Annotated in this window: 11 protein-coding genes; 7 read left to right on the forward strand and 4 right to left on the reverse strand. The window is 44.0% G+C overall.

Annotated features, from left to right (window positions below):
* Positions 1-237: 237 nt before the first annotated feature.
* The 3 genes from ACFPIK_RS16655 to ACFPIK_RS16665 form a co-directional block, all read right to left on the reverse strand.
* Entirely contained in the window at positions 238-567 is a 330-nt protein-coding gene (locus ACFPIK_RS16655; protein WP_377917328.1) for a type II toxin-antitoxin system RelE/ParE family toxin, read from the reverse strand.
* Positions 557-763, reverse strand: a complete 207-nt coding sequence (locus ACFPIK_RS16660; RefSeq protein ID WP_377917330.1) for a hypothetical protein — start codon at positions 761-763, stop codon at positions 557-559. Before ACFPIK_RS16660 ends, ACFPIK_RS16655 begins: the two co-directional genes overlap by 11 nt.
* Before the next feature lie 1,063 nt (positions 764-1,826).
* Positions 1,827-4,478, reverse strand: a complete 2,652-nt coding sequence (locus ACFPIK_RS16665; RefSeq protein ID WP_377917332.1) for a DUF5686 and carboxypeptidase regulatory-like domain-containing protein — start codon at positions 4,476-4,478, stop codon at positions 1,827-1,829.
* A gap of 514 nt (positions 4,479-4,992) precedes the next feature.
* Here ACFPIK_RS16665 and ACFPIK_RS16670 point away from each other — a divergent pair.
* The 7 genes from ACFPIK_RS16670 to ACFPIK_RS16700 all read left to right on the forward strand — a co-directional run bounded on the left by ACFPIK_RS16670 (position 4,993) and on the right by ACFPIK_RS16700 (position 21,524).
* Complete coding sequence (locus ACFPIK_RS16670; RefSeq protein WP_377917334.1) at positions 4,993-7,986, forward strand: SusC/RagA family TonB-linked outer membrane protein; 2,994 nt, start codon at positions 4,993-4,995, stop codon at positions 7,984-7,986.
* A gap of 19 nt (positions 7,987-8,005) precedes the next feature.
* Positions 8,006-9,496 carry a RagB/SusD family nutrient uptake outer membrane protein gene (locus tag ACFPIK_RS16675; RefSeq protein WP_377917336.1) on the forward strand — a complete coding sequence of 497 codons (1,491 nt, stop codon included), beginning with the start codon at positions 8,006-8,008 and terminating at the stop codon, positions 9,494-9,496.
* Between the two features lie 139 nt (positions 9,497-9,635).
* Positions 9,636-12,923, forward strand: a complete 3,288-nt coding sequence (locus ACFPIK_RS16680) for a VCBS repeat-containing protein (RefSeq protein WP_377917338.1) — start codon at positions 9,636-9,638, stop codon at positions 12,921-12,923.
* Entirely contained in the window at positions 12,892-13,473 is a 582-nt protein-coding gene (locus ACFPIK_RS16685; protein ID WP_377917340.1) for a hypothetical protein, read from the forward strand. Before ACFPIK_RS16680 ends, ACFPIK_RS16685 begins: the two co-directional genes overlap by 32 nt.
* The gene (locus ACFPIK_RS16690; RefSeq protein WP_377917342.1) at positions 13,470-16,772 is read left to right on the forward strand and encodes a VCBS repeat-containing protein; all 3,303 of its coding nucleotides are present in this window, start codon (positions 13,470-13,472) and stop codon (positions 16,770-16,772) included. Before ACFPIK_RS16685 ends, ACFPIK_RS16690 begins: the two co-directional genes overlap by 4 nt.
* Entirely contained in the window at positions 16,772-20,047 is a 3,276-nt protein-coding gene (locus tag ACFPIK_RS16695) for a VCBS repeat-containing protein (protein ID WP_377917344.1), read from the forward strand. Before ACFPIK_RS16690 ends, ACFPIK_RS16695 begins: the two co-directional genes overlap by 1 nt.
* Positions 20,048-20,174: 127 nt before the next feature.
* Positions 20,175-21,524, forward strand: a complete 1,350-nt coding sequence (locus tag ACFPIK_RS16700) for a vanadium-dependent haloperoxidase (protein ID WP_377917346.1) — start codon at positions 20,175-20,177, stop codon at positions 21,522-21,524.
* A 329-nt stretch (positions 21,525-21,853) separates the two neighbouring features.
* On the opposite strand, the gene ACFPIK_RS16705 is transcribed toward ACFPIK_RS16700, so the two are convergent.
* Positions 21,854-22,918 carry a BF3164 family lipoprotein gene (locus tag ACFPIK_RS16705; RefSeq protein WP_377917348.1) on the reverse strand — a complete coding sequence of 355 codons (1,065 nt, stop codon included), beginning with the start codon at positions 22,916-22,918 and terminating at the stop codon, positions 21,854-21,856.
* Positions 22,919-23,052 lie beyond the last annotated feature (134 nt).

Consider the following 23,052-nt stretch of genomic DNA (forward strand, 5'->3'; position numbering starts at 1 on the left):
AATCCTTTTTAAAGTTTTTGATTTGTCTCTAAGCCATTGAATTCAAGTGTTTTGCTTAGTTTAGACCTGTCGGGTTTTGAAAATCTGACAGGTCTGATTGGCAAAAGGTCTCCTGATTTTCCGACTTTCCATCGACCTGTAAAGACACTGAAATTATGCTAGGGGAGGAAAAAACTTATCAATCAATAAAGTCTCTGGGATAAAGAAAACTAGGCACAAGGATATCTTTTTGTCTTTCTATTGAGGGATATGTTTTAGGAGTTCGGCCAGTTCTCTGTCTGTCAGATTTTCCAGTTCGGATTTGTCATAAATAGAGATCAGAAAAACAGTTTCTTCTGCAATCACAAAATTGGTAATCACTCTTGCACCTCCCGATTTCCCTTTTCCTTTCGAAGCAATGGCGATGCGTATTTTGTAACAATTGTTGCCAAGCTTAGTGCCTTGTTCGGGTTCTCGTTCTAGACTTTCAATTAGTGCTGCAAACTCCTTTTTTAGCGAAGGGTATTTTCTTGCCAGTCGTTTAAGTTGCCTGTCAAATGGCGGTATGGTCAAAACATTAAAGCTCATTCAACAGATCTTTCGCAGGACGGGCTTTTAGCTTTCCTTCTCGAACCAATGCTAGGTTATCGACCGCTTCTTTGATCTCTTCCATCAGCAATGCCTTTTCCTCTGAAATGGTTTTTACCTTTACGTACGAAAGCCCTTTCAGGACCTCCAATAAGTGATTGGCTTTGTTGTCTTGTATGTCTAATAAAACTTTCATGGTTCGATTTTTAATTTGAATCTACTTATTGGTTTGAAAACGCTTCCGTTTGAAGTTAACTAGAGAAGTTTTGCTTGCCGGTTTAAAGTATTTTTTACCTTCCCTCAAATTAACTTTACTAACGCACCCGCTGCAAAGGGTGTTCACTCAGCCTATCTAAGTTCGTTTTTTGGCTTTAGATTCAAAAATTTGAAGTAGATATCTTTTCAATGCCTCATAAATAAGACGTAAAAGTTGGATTGTAATCGGTTCAAGACCTTGGAGGTTTTTAAAAGTCTCAAGCCTATCAGAAATTACTTTTTTTCCAAATCTCTTTCAATTCCCTCAGGTATTTTTGCTCTTTTTCCACCTCAACTGGCTTCTTTAGGAAAAGGTCTAATCACTGCTCAGTTTGCTAGGCAGCGGGTGGTTTAGGCTGCTGGAATTCTCATTAAAGCCGAATAGTTAGATTGTAATCGAAATTTTAGGCCTAATTTTTAGAATAGATACGGACTGGCACTGCAATTCTTCAAGCATTTGAATTAAACCCGCAATATGCATTAGACTTCCTATTCCGAGCCCAAAATGCTTCAAAATCAATCGCTTTGCTGCATTTAACTCATTCACCAGAGCGGTGCTATGACTCATTCGTTAAATGCTTGATTTTCTTGCATTTTGAACTCTCACTACGGATCCTAATGCATAATGCGGGTTAAAATGGCAAGAAAAAAAGGTCAGATTTCCGGCCTCCTTCCTGGAGACCTATTCCAATCATCAAACCCATGTGGTAAGTCGGGGTACATTTGAGGAATTTGTCAGGTAATTTATTTTGTGATTGTCCGCTTTGTTGCTAATAAGCAAATTAAGCGATCGATATCTCTGAAAAAAGTCTGAATTTGGAGTACTTCAGTCGCTTGTGCTGAGCGAAGTCGAATCATCTGATCCTGTAATCAAAGGAAACTCAGCTTTTGGTACAACTGAGGATAATCATATAAAGGAGATCGATATTATTCCATTCTTAGGGATAGATCGAATGGATTGGAGGAAAACCCTCAACTAGTTTTTTACCGTTTTCCGCTGGAAATCAATCAAAATTAACATTGATAAATGTGGCTATACCCACAAGTGGTCTAGCTCTTAGGAAGTTTCCGTTTTCAAATCCTGCGGCAAGCTCCACTCTGAAAAACCGGAACAGGTTGTCAAGTGAGTAGCCGATTTCGGTGTAGTGCGGGGAGTTTTCGGTCTTGAGGTAATTGACGAAGATATTTTCCCTCACCCCCGAAAATCTGAGCATGGGCAATTGGGTAAACAAGAATTTCCTGAACTGATAATGCGCGATAGCCGACACATAAGCCCCCGAAGTACTGTAGCGGTAGTAGTCCATCACCCGGAAATTGGCAGCAGCGCCCATGTTGGAAAACAGGGTTCGATTGCCTCCAAAGTGCTTGAAGTCTTGGAAGAAAACCTGATTGGCATTTAGAAACGTGCCTCCTGTGACATTGAAGTCCAGCTTTCCGCTGGCGGCAAATTTGACGGCATGCTTCACAGAAGCTTCCACTTGGTCAAAGTCTGCCGCTAAGCCATTGCCAAAGATCCCGGGGATTGCCTTTTGGTACATCAGCGTGACTTCGGGAGACCGGTCGTAATTCGGGTTTTTTCTGCCATTTCGGATCGAGTAGGTGAGTCCCGGTCTCCAGTCCAGCGAAGCGTGAATCCTGGCTATCGAATGACTGGCAAACGAACCTACCGAAGCTTCCACATTATCCGGTCGGTTGGCGGTGTAGGTTCGCTCGGGTTTATTGTACAGGCTGTAGTCGCTGGTGTTGAATAGCTCCCTTCGCTCGGCAAGGTGAAAATTAACCCGATAAGTCAGCCCGTAGTTGACTCGGTGCGACCAATAGACTCTGGCAAAATCCTGCTCGTAGAGCTTCATGTAATTTTTTCTGACCAAAAGCGAGTAGGCCGCATTGACCTGTTCCTGAATGGGGTCATCGGCATTGAACTGATAGATGTAGCGGCCACCTTCCATCCCCCAGGTTTGACCCGAGGTGGGTTGGGTATGGGACCAGCGGAAGTTGACTTTGCTATAAAACCGCTGACTGGAAAAACCATAGCGGAGTTCGGGTTCGATGTTGAAGCTTTTGCGGACTCGATTGACGGAGTCTGCCAGCTTGATGGTCTCTTGTTTGCGATAGAAAAAGCCAAGCCCAACCTTCCAGCCTTCGACCGTATTGAATGAAAACTTGGTGAGGTTGGTAGGGAATCCCACGGAGATTCCTTTGCCGAAATTGTAATTGGCTCCATACAGAAAATCGAGCGGCTCGTATTTGCTTCGTGCCTTTTTTGCGACTGAGTCGACTTTACTCACTTTGGCAGCCTCGATGACTGCGAGGCTATCGTCTCTTTTGTAGCCTTCGACTTCTTTGAGCGTGAGTGGTACCGGTCGGATACTGTCCCAATAGCTTAAGCCCCGCTTTTTGGCAAGGGAATCCACACTGTAGCTGCGTTCGGAGATTACGTCTTTCTTATCCGGTTCACTCTCCTGCATGACGACTTCTTTCTCGTATTCATTGAGGAGTTTGCGATATTCCTTGCGGGTTTTGGGTTCCTCACTGGCAAGCTGCTCGAGGGCAGAAAGTGATTTGGAAGGTTTGGAAGCAGGCACTGGTACCGCTTGGACCTTTTCATCAATGATTTCCGGCTTGGAAGCCAAGTCGGGATTGAGCTTTATTTTGTAGTCCCGCGTAGAGGCTAGGTATTGGAACTCTCCCGCAAAGCCAAAGATTTTACCTCCAAAGGTGTAAGTGTGGGTCAAGGGCATCCAGACATTTTCGGCCACGGGGGCGTACTGTTGTTTGGCGCGGATTTGGAAACCTAGGAGCGAGGAGGTCAGGTCAAGGCTATGTATCGCCCATAGGTCTTCGATGATGTAGATGTACCCTTCAAAAACCCGCTCGCCCCGAGACCGAGGAGTAACCCGGATTTTGCTGACCATGACATTTTGGTCAAAGAAGCTGCCTTCGTAGCGGAATTGGTAATACTGAAAGGCATAGCGTGACAAAGGGGACACGATCTCATTGATCTGATCCTGGTAAAAAGAGGTCTGTATATAAGGTGCAGGAGAAGTGCCCTGATTGTCGCCGTTGGTACGGATCGAAATCACTTTTTCATCCACCTTGTCAGGGAGCGAAAATGTAATTCTTGAAACCGACTCTGAGGTGTACGCTTCATTGAGCTTGAGGCCTTCCTCTTCCAGTTTTTTCTTTAGGAAAAATGGCGCATCCGTGAGTTGGCCTGTGCCTTTGAGGTAGACCATCATGGAGTACTCTTGGAGCTGGAGTCGATGGTACTTGGCTTTGGAGATTGCTTTTCGCATGATGGTGAGCGCAGGGTCTTCGGCACCTGCTTTTACTTCCACCGTGCTCAGGTTGTAGATTTGGGGTTCGAGCGAAAAATTCAGCTCTACCCAGTCGTTTTTGACTTCTACCGTTTTGATTAAGGATTTGTATCCGAGGTATTGAATGACCACGTCATAAAAGCCCGGTTTAAGTCGGAATTCGTAGAGGCCATTTTCATTGGTAGGTACGCCATCTTCCAAGTTTCGGATAAAGACAGATGCAAAGGGCAAAGGCTCTCCCTCCTTGGTATTCACTTTTCCCTTGATGCCTTGGCTGGATGCTTCGATAACCGAAAAAAAAAGGAGTCCTGAGAAGATGATTAAGAGGCGTAGATTCATAAAAGTAGGCGATGTTTTTTTTTGCATAGATGGTGAAAAATACGGAGTGGTTGCATCAGGAGTTGAGTTAAAAAATATGAATGCAGGAAATAGAGGATATATAAACGGTAGGTAAACCTATATAAAAGCGATAAGTAATTATTATGTTGAATATATTCAACGTTTTTATTAATTGATATTTAAAACAAACCCGAATGACTTTTTGAAAAATTTTATAAATGTTGAAAATCCCTTAAAATCCTTCAAAAAATTTTATGGTAAATTTTCATTTAATTAATAAAAATTGATTTTTTTAATTATCTACAAATGGAAAACGTTTTCCATTAAATTATTCTCACTATTCTGGCAGCATTGTTAATTATTTGTTAAAATATGCCTAATTCCGTTGGAAATAGGTTTTTCGATTGTGCAAGAGGCCATTTGTTAAGAATTGCAAAATCAAAATTTAAACTTCACTTTAGAATCGAAATTAAGTACTCATACCTATTTCGCTTTTTAAAAAACAACAAACCCTATGAGAAATTATTTACCAAAGCTCAAGTCATTGATGCTTGCTGTGGCGCTCTTCTTGGGAGCGATCATCGGTGTCAATGCCCAAAGTCGCTCCATCTCAGGTACTGTCCTGGATGCGTCGCTTGGAGACCCTGTTCCGGGTGCAACGGTACTTGTTAAAGGTACTACCCGAGGTGCTGCCACTGATTTGGACGGTAAGTTTACCCTCCAACTCCAGCCGGGAGATCAAATCCTTGTCGTTTCCTTTGTGGGTTACCTCACGCAGGAAGTAGAAATCGGCAACCAGTCTGTATTGACGATCAACTTGAAGGAGGATATCCAAAGCCTTCAGGAAGCAGTAGTAATCGGTTACGGTTCTCAGGACAAAAAAGAAATTACCTCAGCCGTAGTAGGTGTCAAGCCTGACGACTTCAACCGAGGTAACGTGACCAACCCTACGCAGTTGCTCCAAGGTAAAGTGGCAGGTCTATCTATCACTAGACCAGGTGGTAACCCAAACAACGGCTTCAACATCCGTTTGAGAGGTCTATCTACCTTCGGTGCCAACTCTTCTCCATTGATCGTATTGGACGGTGTGATCGGTGCTTCGCTTGAAAACGTGGACCCGAATGACATCCAGTCTATCGACGTATTGAAAGACGGTTCGGCTGCTGCTATCTACGGTGCGAGAGGATCTTCAGGTGTGATCTTGATCACGACCACCAAACAAGGTAAGAGAGAAGGTACTACAAACGTGACCATCAATTCTTTCGGTACATTAGATCAGGCTACCAATTTGATTCCTGTACTTTCTCCTGAGGAATTTGTGGCAAGAGGCGGTACTGACTTTGGAAGCAAAACAGACTGGAGAAATGAATTGATCAGCGATGCGCTTTCATTCACAACCAACGCGAGCGTTTCTGGTAGCTTTGACAATACTTCTTACATGGCATCTGTTAACTACCGTGACAATAACGGTATTGTTAACGGTGTAGGTAATGAGCGATTGAACACCCGTTTGAACCTTTCTCAAGGTGCCTTGAACAATACCTTGAGATTCAATGTCAACCTTTCTTTCACCAATGTTGATTCCGAGTCTATCAATGATGCAGCATTTAGATATGCTACGATCTACAACCCTACTGCTCCAATCTTCGAAAATACCGACCTAGCTAATCAGCGTTTTGGCGGGTATTTCCAGAGAGACTTGTTTGACTTCTTCAACCCAGTGGCTTTGGCAAGACAGCAGCGATTTGTAGGTGAGACGAAGACTGCTTTGACTTCTTACAAAGTAGAATATGACATTCTTCCAAACTTGACTGTTTCCGCTCAGTATTCTCAGGATAGAAGAAATACACTTTCTGGTGGTTTCTGGTCAATCCAAGATTACCAAGTAGGTTTCGGATCTCAAGGTTCTGCTGAAAGAAATACCTTCGACAGAAGCCAGAGAATCTTCGAATCTACACTTCGGTACGAGACAGATTTGACTAGCAAATTGAACATGACACTTCTTGGTGGTGTGGGTACTCAGTTTACTACCAACCAAGGTTTCAATGCGAGAGTTAGACAATTCCTATTCGATACAGGTTGGAATAACCTAGGTGCCGGTGCACTTCGTTTGGGTAGCAATACCAACGTATCTTCTTTCGCAAATGAAGATCAGTTGAATTCTGCGTTCGGTAGAGCTAACTTCAACTACGACAACAAATTCTTCGTATCTGCTTCAGTAAGAGCGGAGACCTACTCTGGTTTTGGTGCTAACAACCAAACAGGTGTGTTCCCTGCATTCTCTGTAGGTTCTGATTTCACGCAGATTTTCGATATGGGTGTGTTCAATCAATTCAAGCCAAGAGTTTCTTATGGTGTGACTGGTAACCTTCCTCCATCTCCAACCTTGGCGCTGGGTGTGTTTGGTAACGGTAACCGAATCGACTTGGATGGTGATCCATTGTCTCAAAATGACATCTTCGTAGGTATCAACCAGTTCTCTAACCCTAACAGAGACCTAAAGTGGGAAACTAAGAAAGAATTCAACGTCGGTGTGGACTTCGGTTTGTTCGATGGTAAAGTGACAGGTAGCATGGACTACTACACCAGAAATATCTCTGACTTGTTGTTCAACGTACCGGTGGCTACAGGTGCTCCAAACCCATTTGATCCAGGAAGATTCAATACAGCGTCTTCTACTTGGGTTAACTTGGCCGACTTGAGAGCTGCAGGTTTTGAATTCCTTGCTTCAGTAAATCAGCTGGGTAAAGGAAGCTTGAAGTGGACTCCAACGTTCAACTTCACCATCTATGACAAGACTACAATCGAAAGCTTATCAGCAGGTGAACTTGGATTTGAAGAATTGAGATTTGCAACTCCTGGTTCTCCAGGTCAAAACAACAACCCAATCATCTACAACAGAGTAGGTCAGACTTTGGGTGATTTCTATGGTCCAAGATTGACCGGTTACACTGAAAGCGGCCAGTATATCCTTTCTACAACAGATCCAAACCAATTCGAAAAATTGGGTAACGGTCTTCCAAAAGGTGAATTCGGTTTTGCTAACAGCTTCATGTACGGTCAGTGGTCATTGAACGTATTCTTGAGAGGTACTTGGGGACATGATTTGTACAACTCTTACAGAGGTTTCTACGAAAATGCTGACGCTGCTTCTAACACTTGGAACTCTGTAGTAACGAGCAAGACACCAACCAGCCCATTGGTAACTTCTACTCCTACGTTCAACAGCTCTTACGTGGAAGATGCTTCTTTCATCAGATTGGACAACATGGAGTTGGGTTATAACGTGAAGACTAAGTCTCCAAACTTGTCTACCTTGAGATTCTACCTAGCTGCTCAGAACCTATTCACTTTGACTAACTACACGGGTATCGACCCAGAAGTAAGAGTGAATGACGCTGAAAATGGTGATGCATTTACTACGTCACTTTCTCCGGGTATTGAGCGTAGAAATACTTACTTCCAAACTCGTTCATTCACTTTGGGTGTAACTGTAAACTTTAAATAACCAATCAAATTCAACTGATATGTTTAAATCTTTTCGTAAAATCGGTTTAGTGCTTCCTGTGGTATTTGCCATGGGAGCATGTCAAGAGCTGGAGCAAGAGGTGTTGGATGGAGTTACGGCCGAGGATATTGCTGCAAGCAACAATCCGAATTTGATTAACGTCCTCAAAGCATCTGCTTACGCTCGTATCGTAGGTTCTTGGGGTGGTCACAACAGCATCTGGTCTATCCAAGAGGTAGCATCTGACGAAATGGTCATTGCACATAAAGGCGCTGACTGGGAAGATGGTGGTCAGTGGATCCGTATGCACAGACATACTTGGAATCCACAAGAAGAGTCTTTCAACAATTCTTGGAACTATTGCTATTCAGCAATCGGTGAAATCAACAACTTGATCATCAGCTACCCGAATGTCCCTGCCCTTAATGCAGAATTGAAGGTGCTTAGAGCTTTGGTCTACATGTGGTTGATCGATAGCTGGGGAAATGTTCCGATCATTGACGAAAACTCTACCGGTGGTAACCCTACCAATGCGACAAGAGCTCAGGTATTCGCTTTCATTGAATCTTCAATCAAAAACAATATCGACCTTCTTCCTGCAAAGTCTGGTAAATACACCATCAATAAGATTACTGCCCAAGCAATGCTTGCTAAGTTGTACATCAATGCCGGAGTTTACACAGGTACTCCTAAGTGGGCTGAAGCTGAGGCTGCTGCCAATGCAGTAATCAACAGCGGTGATTATTCTTTGACTTCAAACTACTTTGCAAACTTCTCTGAACGTAACGGTGGTTCTACAGAAAACATTCTGACGCTTCCTTACGATCAAAACAACGCAGGTGGTTTCAACCTTCCTCAAATGACGCTTCACTATTCAAGCCAGGCTACCTTCAACTTGCAGGATCAGCCTTGGAATGGATATGCTTCATTGGAAGAATTCTACAATAGCTATGATAAGAATGATGCCCGTATCAACTCATTCCTTGTAGGTCCTCAGTTTTCTTCTGATGGAAAAAGATTGATCGATATCTCTGCAGAACCAAACGATCCAGATGGTCAGCCTTTGACTTACACTCCTCAGATCAACATGCTGACTCCAAACTCACTCAGACAAGCAGGTGCTCGTGTAGGTAAGTTTGAGTTTGCTACAGGTGCTGCAAACAGCTTGAACAATGACTATCCATTGATCAGATTGGGCGATATCATCCTGATCAAAGCTGAAGCTGCTCTCCGTCAAGGTAAAACTGCGGATGCATTGGCTGCGGTAAATCAAATCAGAAATCGTGCAGGCATGCCAGCTTATACTTCGATCACATTGGACGAGTTGTACAATGAAAGAGGTAGAGAAATGTTTGCTGAAGCGACCAGAAGATCTGACGCGATCCGTTTCGGAAAGTGGAACCTACCTTGGTGGGAAAAGCAGGCTTCTCAGCCTTTCAGAGCCTTGTTCCCAATTCCTCAAAACCAGATCAATGCTAACCCTAGCTTGAAGCAAAATCCTGGTTATTAATTTGAATTGACCCAGTTTAATAAAGGAAGTGTACTTTGGTACACTTCCTTTTTTTCTGAAAGGTCTAGCCTAGAATTGAATTTTAACTGAATCAAATCTGTCTATTGCTTGGAAATCAGCAGGTTTTTCAAATTTACCCGTGAAAATCAGCATCCTTTATCTTTTCAGTTTTTCAGTGCTTTTTTCCTGTGGGGGAAAAAAGAAAGATGCTTCTTCCCTTTTCCGTCTTTTATCCGAATCTGAGTCTGGCATTGAATTTAGGAATGACCTTACCTATACTGAGAAAGTCAACCCTTATACTTTTCGTAATTTTTACAACGGGGCTGGTGTCGCCTTGGGGGATGTTAACAATGATGGGCTGACTGATATATTTTTTGCAGGGAATCAAACTTCCAATGCCCTTTATCTCAATGAGGGTAATCTTAAATTCAAAAATATCACAGACCAAACCGGCCTAAATTCGACGGGTTATTGGTCTACCGGTGTCAGCATGGCAGATGTCAATGGGGATGGCCTATTGGATATTTATGTCTGCAAATCCGGGCCTCCGGGTGGAGACAAACGGCACAATGAATTATTTATCAATCTTGGAAACGGTAAGTTTCAAGAGAAATCCAAGGAATTTGGCTTGGCTGAGGAAGGACTCAGTCAACATGCCGTATTTTTTGATTACGACAAGGACGGAGACCTGGATATGTACCTCCTCAGCAATTCCGGTCGGTCAGTTGGTCTTTTTGATCTTCGGGAGGGTCAACGCGAAATCCGTGATCCTGAAGGTGGTAACAAACTTTTCAGAAATGATGGGCAACGATTTACCGATGTTTCGGAAGACGCAGGGATATATGGAAGTGCCATTGGTTATGGTCTAGGTGTAACAGTGGCAGACCTGAATCAGGATAATTGGCCTGACTTATATGTTTCCAATGATTTTTTTGAACGGGATTACCTCTATCTCAACAATCAGGATGGGACTTTTTCTGAAGTCTTGCCTGATCTTTTGCCCGAAATCAGTATGGGAAGTATGGGGGCGGACATCGCCGACCTCGACAATGACGCCTTGCCGGATATTTTCGTTACCGAAATGCTTCCAAATGACTTGGCTAGAGTCAAAACCAAAACACCTTTTGAAGATTGGGACAAGCATCAGGCAAGTGCCAAAGCAGGGTATCATCACCAATTTACCCGAAATACGCTGCAGCGGCATTTGGGTTTTCGTCCAGGGACGTCTACTCCTGTATTTTCCGAAGTGGGTAGACTGGCAGGGGTAGAAGCCACAGATTGGAGTTGGGGTGCTTTGATCTTTGATGCAGATCTCGATGGGCTTAAGGACATTTTTGTGGCCAACGGCATTGTAAAGGACCTGACTGATTTTGACTTTGTAGACTTCTATGCCAATAATCAGGATCAGGCGGCTACTTTCAAAAAAGATTCAGTTTTGGTGACCAAGATGATTGATGCCTTCCCTTCAGTACCTCAGCGCAACTTTTTATTCAAGAATAAAAGCCAATGGCAATTTGAAAATCAGGCGGAGCAATTGGGCTTGAATGAATTGACATTTAGTACAGGATCTGCCTACGGCGATCTGGATAATGACGGAGACCTGGATTTGGTAGTCAACAACCTGAACGAACGAGCCTTTGTCTATCAAAACACAGCTGTCGAATCTAAAAAGGGCAATTACCTGACTCTTGATTTGGGAAGAGCATTTGGAGCTAAAGTCACTGCCTTTGCAGGAAATCAAACCTATTACCAGGAGTTCCAGCCTGTCAAAGGTTACATGTCTTCGGTCGATTCCAAAATTCATTTTGGCTTGGGCTCGATCTCTCAGTTGGACTCACTCCAGATTCGATGGCCGAATGGCACCATTAGTACCTTGACTTCAGTCAAAGTCAATCAACACCTTCAAATTTCCCCGGATACCGAAGCAACCACCGGGCAATTGTCAAGCGCAGCTGAAGTCACGCTGTTGGCACTGCGCAATGTATTGATCCCTTTTTGTCACAAGGAAAGTGATTTTGTTGATTTTGATCGGGATCGCCTTCGGTTTTGGATGGTAAGTAATGAAGGACCAAATGCAGCCAAGTCAGATATCAATGGGGATGGAAGGGAAGATTTGTTTATTCCCGGTGCTAAAGGTCAGGCTTCTGCACTTTTGGTGCAAAGTTCATCTGGTACGTTTACACAAATTCAAGCATCTCTATTCTCAGAAGATAGCTTGGCTGAGGATGTGCTTGGTCACTTCTTTGATGCCAACGGTGACGGGCACCCGGATTTGATTGTTGGAAGTGGTGGGATTGAATTTTTGGATTACTCAGGGATCTATGCTGATCGACTCTATCTCAATGATGGAAAGGGGAAATTCTTAAAATCCACACAGGTTTTTGCGCCTACCCCGACCTCGTTTATACTTTCTTCAGACATAGATGGCGACAGCGATGCTGATTTGATAGTGGGAAGTCGATCGATTCCATTTGGATATGGAATTCCCACCAGTTTACAAGTATGGAAAAATGATGGGAAGGGCAGCTTTACAGACGTCACCCAAGAAGTAAATCCTTCTTTTCTCCAAATGGGAATGTTGACCGCAGGTGCATTGGCGGATTTGGATGGAGATGGTAAATTCGAACTGATCGTAACTGGAGAATGGATGCCTATTCGTGTTTTTTCTCTTACTGATGGAAAATTTCTTGAAAGAACTGCTGATTTTGGCTTTGAAGATACCCGAGGACTCTGGAATTGCCTCTTGGTAGAGGATGTCACAGGAGATGGAAAGCCCGATATCCTGGCAGGAAATCAAGGCCTGAATTCTCGACTTAGAACCTCGCCGGATTCTCAGTTACGAATGGTGATCAATGACTTTGACCAAAACGGAGCATTGGACCATATCCTTTCGAAGTATGAGAATCAAAAAACCATTCCTTTGGTTTTAAAGCCTGCGCTACTTAAGCAAATCCCTTCCTTGAAAAAGCAGCTACTGACCTATGAGTCTTATCAAAACAAGCATCTGGAGGACCTTTTCCCTCAAGCAGTATGGGCAAAATCTTTAACTTTGCAGGCAGATCAGCTGGCGACCAGTCTTTGGATCAATGAAGGAAATGGCGGGTTTAAGTCACAAGCTTTACCTATCGAAGTTCAATCTGCTCCAGTTTATTCCATAAGTTCAATTCCTGGAAAATCAGGTCTCCCTTACCTGATCTTTGGTGGAAATCAAAGTCGAATCAAACCAGAACTCGGCTCCCAACTCGGGAGTTATGGTTGGGTGCTCAATCCTGTTTCCCCCAATCTCTGGAAAGCGATGAAACCTCAAGAAAGTGGGTTTTTGGTCACCGGAGAAATCAGAAGCATGCTGCCTATTCAAATCGAAAACAAACCCAACTTAGTCGTCTTTAGAAATAATGAAACACCGATCGTTTTTACTATTCGCTAGCATTCTCTTCCTATTCACGACCTTGGCTTGTCAGTCTCCTTATGAAAAATTGGAGTCCGAACAGCTCGCCTCCGGAAAAGTAGCCAATGACCTTTTTCTAGGCCTACGTCTTGGAATGGAGCGAAAAGAGTTCTTTGAAACCTGCTGGGCGCTTAATAAAAAAGGGATTCTCAATAATGGTCCTACAGAGCTTTCTGTCGAGTATAAAGCAGAGATGCCTTCCGGAAACCCTGCGAAAATGCGTTTTTACCCCAAATTTGAGGACGAAAAAATCTACCTCATGCCTATTGAATTCACCTATGAAGGTTGGGCACCTTGGAATGAAGAGCTCGCAGTAGAGAAGCTTCGTGAAGATGTAGTCAAACTCTTTGAACAATGGTATGGCCCAGGGTTTATTGAAGTGTCCAATGAGGACAAAAGCCAGATCGCATTTGTCAAAATGGATGGAAACCGAAGAATCAGAGTCTTTAAAAAACACATTTCTGTGGTGAGGGCTGAGATTTCCGACCTCCCAATTGAGAAAAAACTCAAAGAAATCAAACCTTCATGAAAAGTCATTTTGCCGGACTCCTCTTGTTGGGGTTGATATATGCCTGTGCTCCAAAAGCCGAAAAAACAGTCACACTTTTTGAAGACTTGTCTTCAGATAGTACAGGCGTGGATTTTAAAAACGACCTGAGCTTCAATGAAGACTTTAATATCTTCACGTATCGTAATTTTTATAATGGTGGCGGGGTGGCCATCGGAGACCTCAACAACGATGGATTGGCGGATTTATATTTCACTGCCAACCTCGGTCCCAACAAACTTTACCTCAACAAAGGTGATTTCAAATTTGAGGACGTCACCGAAAAGGCAGGCGTAGCAGGTACCCGTGCCTGGAGTACCGGCGTGGCCATGGCCGATGTCAATGGAGATGGTTTTCTGGACATCTACGTATGCAACTCAGGCGATATCTCCGGTGACAACAAGCAAAATGAGCTATTCATCAACCAAGGAGACGGTACCTTTAAGGAAATGGCTGAGGCCTATGGCCTGGCAGATCAGGGATTTTCCACCCATGCAGTCTTCTTTGACTATGACAAAGACGGTGACCTCGATGTCTATCTGCTTAACAACTCCTACCAAGCGATCGGTACGTTCAACAAAATGCAAAATGAGCGTCCTAAGCGGGACCCGGTAGGTGGAGACAAGCTTTTCAGAAATGATGGGGAAAAGTTTACCGATGTCAGCGAAGCCGCCGGCATATACGGTTCCATTATCGGTTTTGGATTGGGAATTACTATAGGTGACGTCAATCAGGATACTTGGCCGGATATATTTATTTCCAACGACTTTTTTGAAAAAGATTACCTCTACATCAATAACCAAGACGGTACCTTTACCGAATCACTCGAGTCGCACATGCGCTCGATCAGTGCGGCTTCTATGGGAGCTGACATCGCTGACCTCAATGGTGACGGGCTATTGGATATTTTTGTAACCGACATGCTTCCCGAGTCACCCACTAGGTTAAAGCAAGTGACCACATTTGAAAATTGGGATAAATTCCAGTTTAACAAGACGCATGGCTACCATTATCAATTCTCCAGAAATATGCTTCATGTCAATAACGGAGATGGAACATTTAGCGAAATGGGTCGGCTTGCCAATGTCGAAGCGACAGACTGGAGTTGGGGAGCCTTATTGTTTGACATGGACAATGATGGCAAGCGGGACATCTTCGTAGCCAATGGCATTTATCAGGATATCACTGATTTGGATTACCTCAACTTCATCGATGATGAGGAAACCAAGGTCAAAATTATCTCTGACAAAGGCGTTGATTTTAAAGCTTTGGTGGATCCGATACCAGTCAATCCTGTAGCAAATTACGCCTTTCGCAACCTTGGAAATCTTCAATTTGAAAATGTTGCGGATCAATGGGGACTTGGAGCTCCAATCCATTCTAATGGTTCGGCATATGGGGATTTGAATAATGACGGCACCTTGGATCTGGTGGTCAACAATGTAAATAAGCCAGCTCAGATTTTTAGAAATCAAGGCAAAACCTTACAGCCTGAGAACCATAGTATCCAATTCCAATTGGTGGGAAAAGGGAAAAATACTGCGGCGATTGGAACGCAAATCCAGGTAAAAGTCGGTGATCAGCTCTTTTACACCGAGCAGATGCCCAATCGTGGGTTTCAATCCAGCGTTGATCCTAAAATCACCATTGGCTTAGGGCCGATCACTACCTTGGATGAGATTCGGGTACTCTGGCCTGATGGCAGCTATACCGAGCTGAAAAATCAGAAAGTAGATCAATTGCTCACCCTGAAATGGGAAGAAGCCCAAAAATTACCCGAGGGAGTTTCCTTTTTTCCTGCTTCGGTATCTCCTATGAGATTTGCGAAGGTTCAAAACCAAGGTCTGGATTTTACCCATGTTGAAAATGAGTTTGTGGACTTTGATCGCGATCGATTGACTTATCACATGTTTTCCACCGAAGGTCCTGCCTTTGCCAAAGCTGACATCAATGGTGATGGTTTGGATGATCTATTTTTTGGCGGAGCCAAATCCTATCCAGGGAAAATCTACCTCGCTCAGGCCAATGGAAGGTTTGTGGAAAAAGCACAACCGGACCTAGTTGCCGATTCACTTTCTGAAGATACCGATGCAGCATTTTTTGATGCAGATGGCGATGGAGACCAGGATTTATTCGTCACTTCAGGTGGAAATGAATCAGGTTTTGGAAGTCTTGATCTGACGGATAGACTCTATCTCAACGATGGGAAGGGCAATTTTTCCAAGGGGTTTTACACCGGGATGATGGGAATTTTTGGCAGCAGCGCTGTCGTGGAAGTTTTTGATTTTAATGGTGACGGAGCTTTGGATTTGTTTGTGGGTGGTCGATTGGTACCGTTTACCTATGGTGCTCCTGCAGACAGTCAGCTTTGGATCAATGATGGCAAAGGAAGCTTTTCCGAGCAATCGGCCTCGTTTGCACCCGAATTGAAAGCATTGGGTATGGTGACCGATGCCAAAGTAGTTGACTATGATGGAGATGGGAAGCAAGACCTTGTCGTCGTGGGCGAATGGATGGCACCGACTTTCTTCAGAAATACCGGAAACAAATTGGAAAAAGCCACTATCACCGGTATGGAGCAGCTTAAAGGCTGGTATCGAACCCTTGAAGTAGGAGATTTTAATGGGGATGGAAAACCTGATTTGGCGCTTGGAAATCAAGGATTGAATACCCGAATGAAAGGTTCTGCCACTCATCCCATCAGGATGTACCTCAATGACTTTGACCAAAACGGGGCCATTGAGCAGGTCTATACCCAGCAGGTGGGGGAAGTTCAGGTGCCTTACACCTTGAAGCATGAGTTGGAAAAGCAGGTGCCCAGTATCAAGAAAAAATACATCCGATATGCAGATTACAACAACCAGTCGCTCTCGGATATCTTCCCAAAAGAAGTAATCGACCGATCCATCGTGCAGGAAATGAATCACCTACAGTCCGGAGTGTTGATCAATATGGGGAATGGTGCATTTGAATGGAAGGCATTTCCGGTAGAGGCTCAGAAAACATGGGTTTTTGCCATTCAGTCCATGGACCTGAATGGAGACGGAATCGAGGATTTACTTTTGGGAGGAAATCTTTCTCACGTCAAACCTGAAATCGGAAAATACGATGCAGGCTATGGGGAGATTCTACTTGGAAAAGGGGATGGCACCTTTTCTTTCTGGCCAAACCGAATGCATGGCTTAAAACTCGAAGGGGATATCCGGGCTTTTTCCCCACTCGGGAAAAATCAGTTATTGGTTGTGAAAAACAGCGCTCCTGCTGAAATCTGGACGTATTGATGCGGAAGTATTTCGTTTATTGGGTTCTATTTGGAGTTGGGGTTTTAGGGATGATTTCCTGCGAAAAAAAGGAAATCGAACCCACTTCGGATCCTCTTTTTGAGTTGAAAAGTCCGGAACAAACTGGAGTTCACTTTGAAAATCGACTGACTTCGACTCCTGAAGCCAATATTTTGGAGTACCTCTATTTCTATAATGGGGGCGGAGTAGCCGCAGGAGACATTGATCAGGATGGCTTGATCGATTTGTATTTCACCGGAAATCAGGTTCCTAATAAGCTTTTCCGAAATAAAGGAAATTTCCAGTTTGAGGACATTACCGAATCTGCCGGTGTTTCAGGTGATGGAGGTTGGTCCACTGGAGTGACCATGGCCGATGTCAATGGTGATGGACTCTTGGATATCTATGTCTGTCAAGTAGGGGATTACGGTTCCATCAAAGGCCAAAATAAGCTCTACATCAATCTAGGTGAAAGCAAGTTTTCCGAATCTGCAGCCGAATACGGCTTGGATTTCAAAGGCTTTTCCACGCATTCCGTATTTTTTGATTACGATCGGGATGGGGATTTGGACCTCTATTTACTCAACCATAATGTGAAGTCACCGGAGGTTTTTGCCAAATCAGAAAATCGGACCAAAGCCGATCCAACTGGTGACAAACTTTATAAAAACCTCCTTTCCGAAGGAAAAACCGGTTTTGAGGACGTGACCGAATCCTCAGGAATCTATTCCAGTATCCTAGGTTTTGGCTTGGGGGTCTCCGCAGAGGATTTCAATGCCGACGGTTGGTTGGACCTCTATGTGTCCAATGACTTTACCGAAAACGACTACCTCTACCTCAACAATCAGGACGGCACCTTTCGTGAAGCACTGGAAGAAATGATCCCCTCCACCAGTCGCTACAGCATGGGAAATGATGCCGCTGATCTAAATGGAGATGGCTTGCCGGAGATTTTTACCACGGACATGCTTCCAGAAAATCCGGAGATCTGGATGAAATCGGTGGGCGAGGACAAGGCCGAGGTCTATCAGATCAAGAAACAGTTTGGTTATCAGGATCAGTATGTGCGCAACCACCTCCAAGTGAACCAAGGGAACGGTCGATTTGCTGAGGTAGCGCTTTTTGCGGGCGTATTTGCTTCCGATTGGAGTTGGTCACCGCTTTTATTTGATATGGACAATGACGGGTTGGTTGACATTCATGTGAGCAACGGAATTGTCAAGCGGCCTAATGACCTAGATTTTATCCAATATTCCCAGGAAGCAGATGCGAGCACGCCTTTGGCAGAGCTGCGCAAAAAGCAGATCGACATGCTTCCAAGCCTGAAGATCTCCAATTTTGCCTGGAAAAATCTGGGAGATCTGCGCTTTGAGAATCAGGCAAAAGCCTTGGGCTTGGATCAGGAGTCCTATTCCAACGGCTCGGTGTATGCCGACTTGGACAATGATGGAGACTTAGATTTGGCACTCAATAACCTTGATCAGGAAGCCTTTGTCTATCAAAACCGAAGTGAGCGATTGGGCAACTCCTACCTGAAAGTCACCCTCAGTCAGGATGGTTTCAATCGCCAAGCGATCGGTGCTCAGGTCAAGATTTTTGCCCAAAACCAAAGCTGGACTCAGCGAATCAGCACCAGTCGCGGATTTCAGTCGGGACCTGCAGCCGAACTTGTGTTTGGCTTGGGAAAAATCCAGCAAGTCGATTCCATCCAAGTTGCTTGGTCAACTGGTGAACTCGAGATTTTCTCTGGAGGACCAGTGAATCAATCGTTGAAACTTGTCAAAGGAAGTGGTAAGGTGATCGAATCGATTACTTCCGAAACCCCTGCGTCTGTTTCTTTTCCTCAAATCTCCTGGACTCATCTGGAAAAAGACGAAGTGGACGAACTCAAGCGCGAGTATTTGGCGCCTAAGAGCTTTGCCCGAATGGGACCGGCCTTGGCAGTAGCAGATGTCAATGGAGACGGATTGGATGATCTCTATTTAGGTGGCGCAAAAGATCAGCCTGGAGCAATTTTCATCCAGTCGGCTGATGGAAGTTTTACAGAAGTAGCTAATCCCATGTTTACCCAGCTGGCCAAGGCTGAAGATACCGTGGCCGAATTTGCAGACCTGAATGGGGATGGACTCTTGGACCTCTACGTAGGTAGTGGAGGCTCGGAATACGAGTCAGGCAATCTCTTTTATTTTGATCGGGTCTTCTTTGGTGACGGCACGGGCAAGTTCTTTTTCTCCATGAATTCACTTCCTCCCATCGGGGAGAATACCTCAGCAGTGGCATTTCATGACGTGGATGGAGACGGAGATTTGGACATTTTTGCAACGGCTAGCCATCGTGCAGGAGACTATGGAGCGAGTCCAAAAAGCAGCCTGCTAATCAATCAGGGAAGAGGCCAGTTTAAAGACCAAACAGAGGCTTGGTTTGGGAAAGGAGCCGAACTGGGAATGCTGAATGCAGCTTCTTTTGCAGATTTGGATGGAGATGGAAAAGCTGAATTGATCTTGGCTGGCGACTGGACGGGAATTCGGGTTTTTGACTTATCCGGAGGAAAAGCGACTGAGAAAACTCCAAAAGGATTACAATTTTCCTCCAGCTGGATCAATTCGCTAGGTATAGCCGATGTAGACAAAAACGGCAAACCCGACCTGATTGTGGGCAATTTGGGACTGAACTCCAAGCTGAAAGCCAGTGCTGAAAAGCCGGTGTGGCTGTACCATCACGACTTTGACGCAAATGGGCAGGCTGATCCCATTTTATTTCATTACATGGGTGAAAAGCTTGTGCCTTTTCCAACCCGTGATGATCTGATTCGACAGATTCCAGGAGTAAAGCGAACCCATGCTTCCTATGCCGACTATGCCAAAATTAGCCAGCCATCTGATCTTTTCCCTGAAGACCAACTCGAAAAAGCCAGAAAACTGCCAGCCTATGAGTTTCGATCCGGCGTCTATTTTCAGGATGAAAAAGGAGAATTTTCCTTTGTGCCTTTTCCGGATGTAGCCCAGTGGGGACCGATCTTAGCACTCCAAGTAGATTCCGAAACAGGTCAGCTTTGGCTGGGTGGAAATTTTGCTGGTTTCCGCGCTGATTTAGGGAGATCCATGAATCTGATGCCACTCTCTTTCCGTTGGGAAAATGGAAAATGGCTTGAAGAACCGGTCAATTCCAGTTTTTCCAAAGCCTCAGAACTCAGACAACTGAAGCAACTGAAGGTGAAAAATGAGCCTTGGATTCTGGGTGTTCAAAACTCAGGAGCACCGATTTGGCTGCGCTAAAAACCTGCGATAAATCATTTGGGATTGATTCCCTTATACTTAGCTTTGAGCCTACATGTAAGGTGGTAAAATTCTCACAGACCCAATCAGGAGAATCGATTTATCACACTTAACTCAACAAAACCCTATGCGTACGATTAGAATTCTGATCATTCCGGTGCTGATTTCCCTGTTGGCTTTTTCTTGCCAGGAGAAAAAGGACTATTCACAAGCCATCACCGATGGCAGCTATTTTACCAAAGCCCAAAATCGGGTGACGGAGACAATTATTCACGATATCTTCTCCCCGCCTGTAGCTGCAAGGATTTACTCTTATTCCTCCTTAGCAGCGTATGAAGTGGCTGCAGCCACTGACCCGACCAATTATGCTTCCCTAATGGGGCAGCTGAACGGTTCGGAGCCTTTAGAAATCCAAGTTCCTGAAAATGTCTATGCCCCGCTTGCTGCCTTGGCGGCGTACTATCATGTAGGTACGGCTTTGATCTTTTCTGAGGAGAAAATGAACGAGCACCGTGACGCGGTCTTTGCCGAACTCAAGGAAAAAGGAATTCCGGATGATGTGTTTGAGTCTTCTGTGGCTTATGGCCAAGAGGTAGGTAAAAAGGTGATTGAGTATGCCAAAAAGGATAATTACCACCAAAGCCGTTCTTTTCCTAAGTACACGGTGACCAATGAACCAGGCACTTGGCAACCTACTCCTCCGGCTTACATGGAGGCAGTGGAGCCGCATTGGAATAAGATCCGAACCTTTGTGCTGGACTCAGCGGCACAGTTTAAGGTATCTCCTCCGCCGGCATTTTCCTCCGATCCCAACTCTGACTTTTACAAAAAAGCCATGGAAGTGTATGATATTCAGAAGAACATGACTTCTGAGCAAAAGGACATTGCGATGTTTTGGGACTGTAATCCCTACAAGATGAATGTCAAAGGGCACGTGATGTTTGCTGAGAAAAAGATCACTCCGGGCGGGCACTGGATGGGTATTGCATCCATAGCATCCGCTGCTGCGGGCAAAGACTGGAGAGGTACCGTGGAGGCTTTGGCCATGACAGCAATCTCCCTCAACGAGGCCTTTATCGCCTGCTGGGATGAAAAATACCGCAGCCGCACCATCCGTCCGGAGACCTACATCAATCAGCACATCGATGAGAATTGGGTGCCTCTACTTCAGACCCCACCTTTCCCGGAACACACTTCAGGACATAGCGTGGCTTCTACAGCAGCTTCCTATACGTTGGCCCAGCTTTTCGGGGACCAACTCCATATCGTGGACAGTACTGAGGTAGCCTATGGACTTCCGATGCGGGAGTTTGACTCCTTTTCTCAGGCAGCTGCCGAGGCAGCCATCAGCCGATTCTATGGAGGCATCCACTACATGCCGGCGATCGAAGAAGGAAGCAAGCAGGGCAAAAAAGTAGGCGAGCTGATTTGGCAAAAAATATCGACTAAGCCGGAGAGGTTAGCGATGAAGAAGTAATTTCTTAGACACAAGAAATTAGACGCAAGAATTGAGAAATTCAGATCTTGGTTTTATAATCAAATAAATCCCGGGCGAGAGCTCGGGATTTTTTGTATGAAGTGATGCATTTTCTTTATACTTGATTTGAGTAAATAGTTCAAATCTCAAACTAGAAATCAGGCGAATTTCTTAATAGATATTTTCTGTTATTGGCTATAGACTATTTTTTATCGAACGTTTCTGCTTTTAAAATAGAGAGTAGTACAGGGTCAGTTTATTAATTTGAGACAGACTTTATACCTTAAAGTCTCACTACTAGATTTCGAAATTTTCTCTAAACTATTTCTTCAATATTCAAACACTGCTATACCTGGTTCTTTTTCAAAAGTTACTCCATAAATCCTTCTTGAGTCTGAATCTACAGACAATGCCTTGATTGAATGGTCTAACTTATAATGAATCAAGGGAACACCATTAAAATCAAATACAAAAATATCTTTTGACATAATTCCTGACTTAGATATCTCTTCATCACTCCGGCCCATGTATACAAGAAAAATCCCATTTTTATCCATAAATACCTGGTTATATCCATTTTTCATGTTAGGATTCAAGTATGGGAAGTTCTGCTTACCGTCAAATTCAACGCTATATTTTAATTCTTGCTTCATCGGCCCAATTACCTTAGTGATTTCTTGGGTTTTTAAATCAATGATTTCAAAAGAATCTGTACTTACTTGTGCCAAAACAACATAGTTGGCATCCGGAAAAACGCCTACACTCCCCTGATTGATTGTACTCAAAATAAAGCTCTCATTTTCTAAAATACTTGAAGCCCCTGTAGTATTCCAATACCCAATATTTCTGATTCTTTTGCCTGAAAGATCAAATACTGAAAATCGAGATGGGCCTACATTTTGATAAGCAATTATCTGGTCCTTTTCCAACCAATTCATGGATAAGCTCTGGAAAAAGTCTCCGCTCTGCTTTATCTTTTTTTGGGGGCTATAGGAGTCATCTGACAACGAAAATTCAGAAAATTCCTTCCCGGAAATACTGTAAACCCAAAATGTACTGTCATTTAATCCTTTGTCCATTCGCCAAGGTTCAAAGATTTCATCCGGCCCCTGCCCACTCTTGCCTTTTGAAGACTCAAGTTTCATTGTCTCCGCATCTATTATGAATAGCTGCTCAGAAGAACTTAAGCTTGAGACAATCAACTTTCCGGATTTATACAAAACATGATGTGGTACAAGGATTTCTTTAAAGAGATACTTTTTTGATTTTAACTCTGCGGCTTCTTTAAAATCCTCAAAACCAAAATCCACCTCATGATACCCTTTTTGTTGATTTTGAGTCTCTTTACCGCAAGACAAAAAAACCAAGAAAATCATATAAACAAACCGCTTCATAATTATTCAATATGTATATCCGCAATGATACCAGTAGCCAAATAAGTTCTTACTGACAGTTAGTGACAATTGCTTTAGTTGGGTTTCAACTTGCTTTAAATTAGGTCAAAATAGACGGTTTTGACCATGAACAT

The organism is Algoriphagus aquatilis (assembly GCF_042657405.1).
In the GTDB taxonomy this organism is placed as follows: Bacteria; Bacteroidota; Bacteroidia; order Cytophagales; family Cyclobacteriaceae; genus Algoriphagus; species Algoriphagus aquatilis.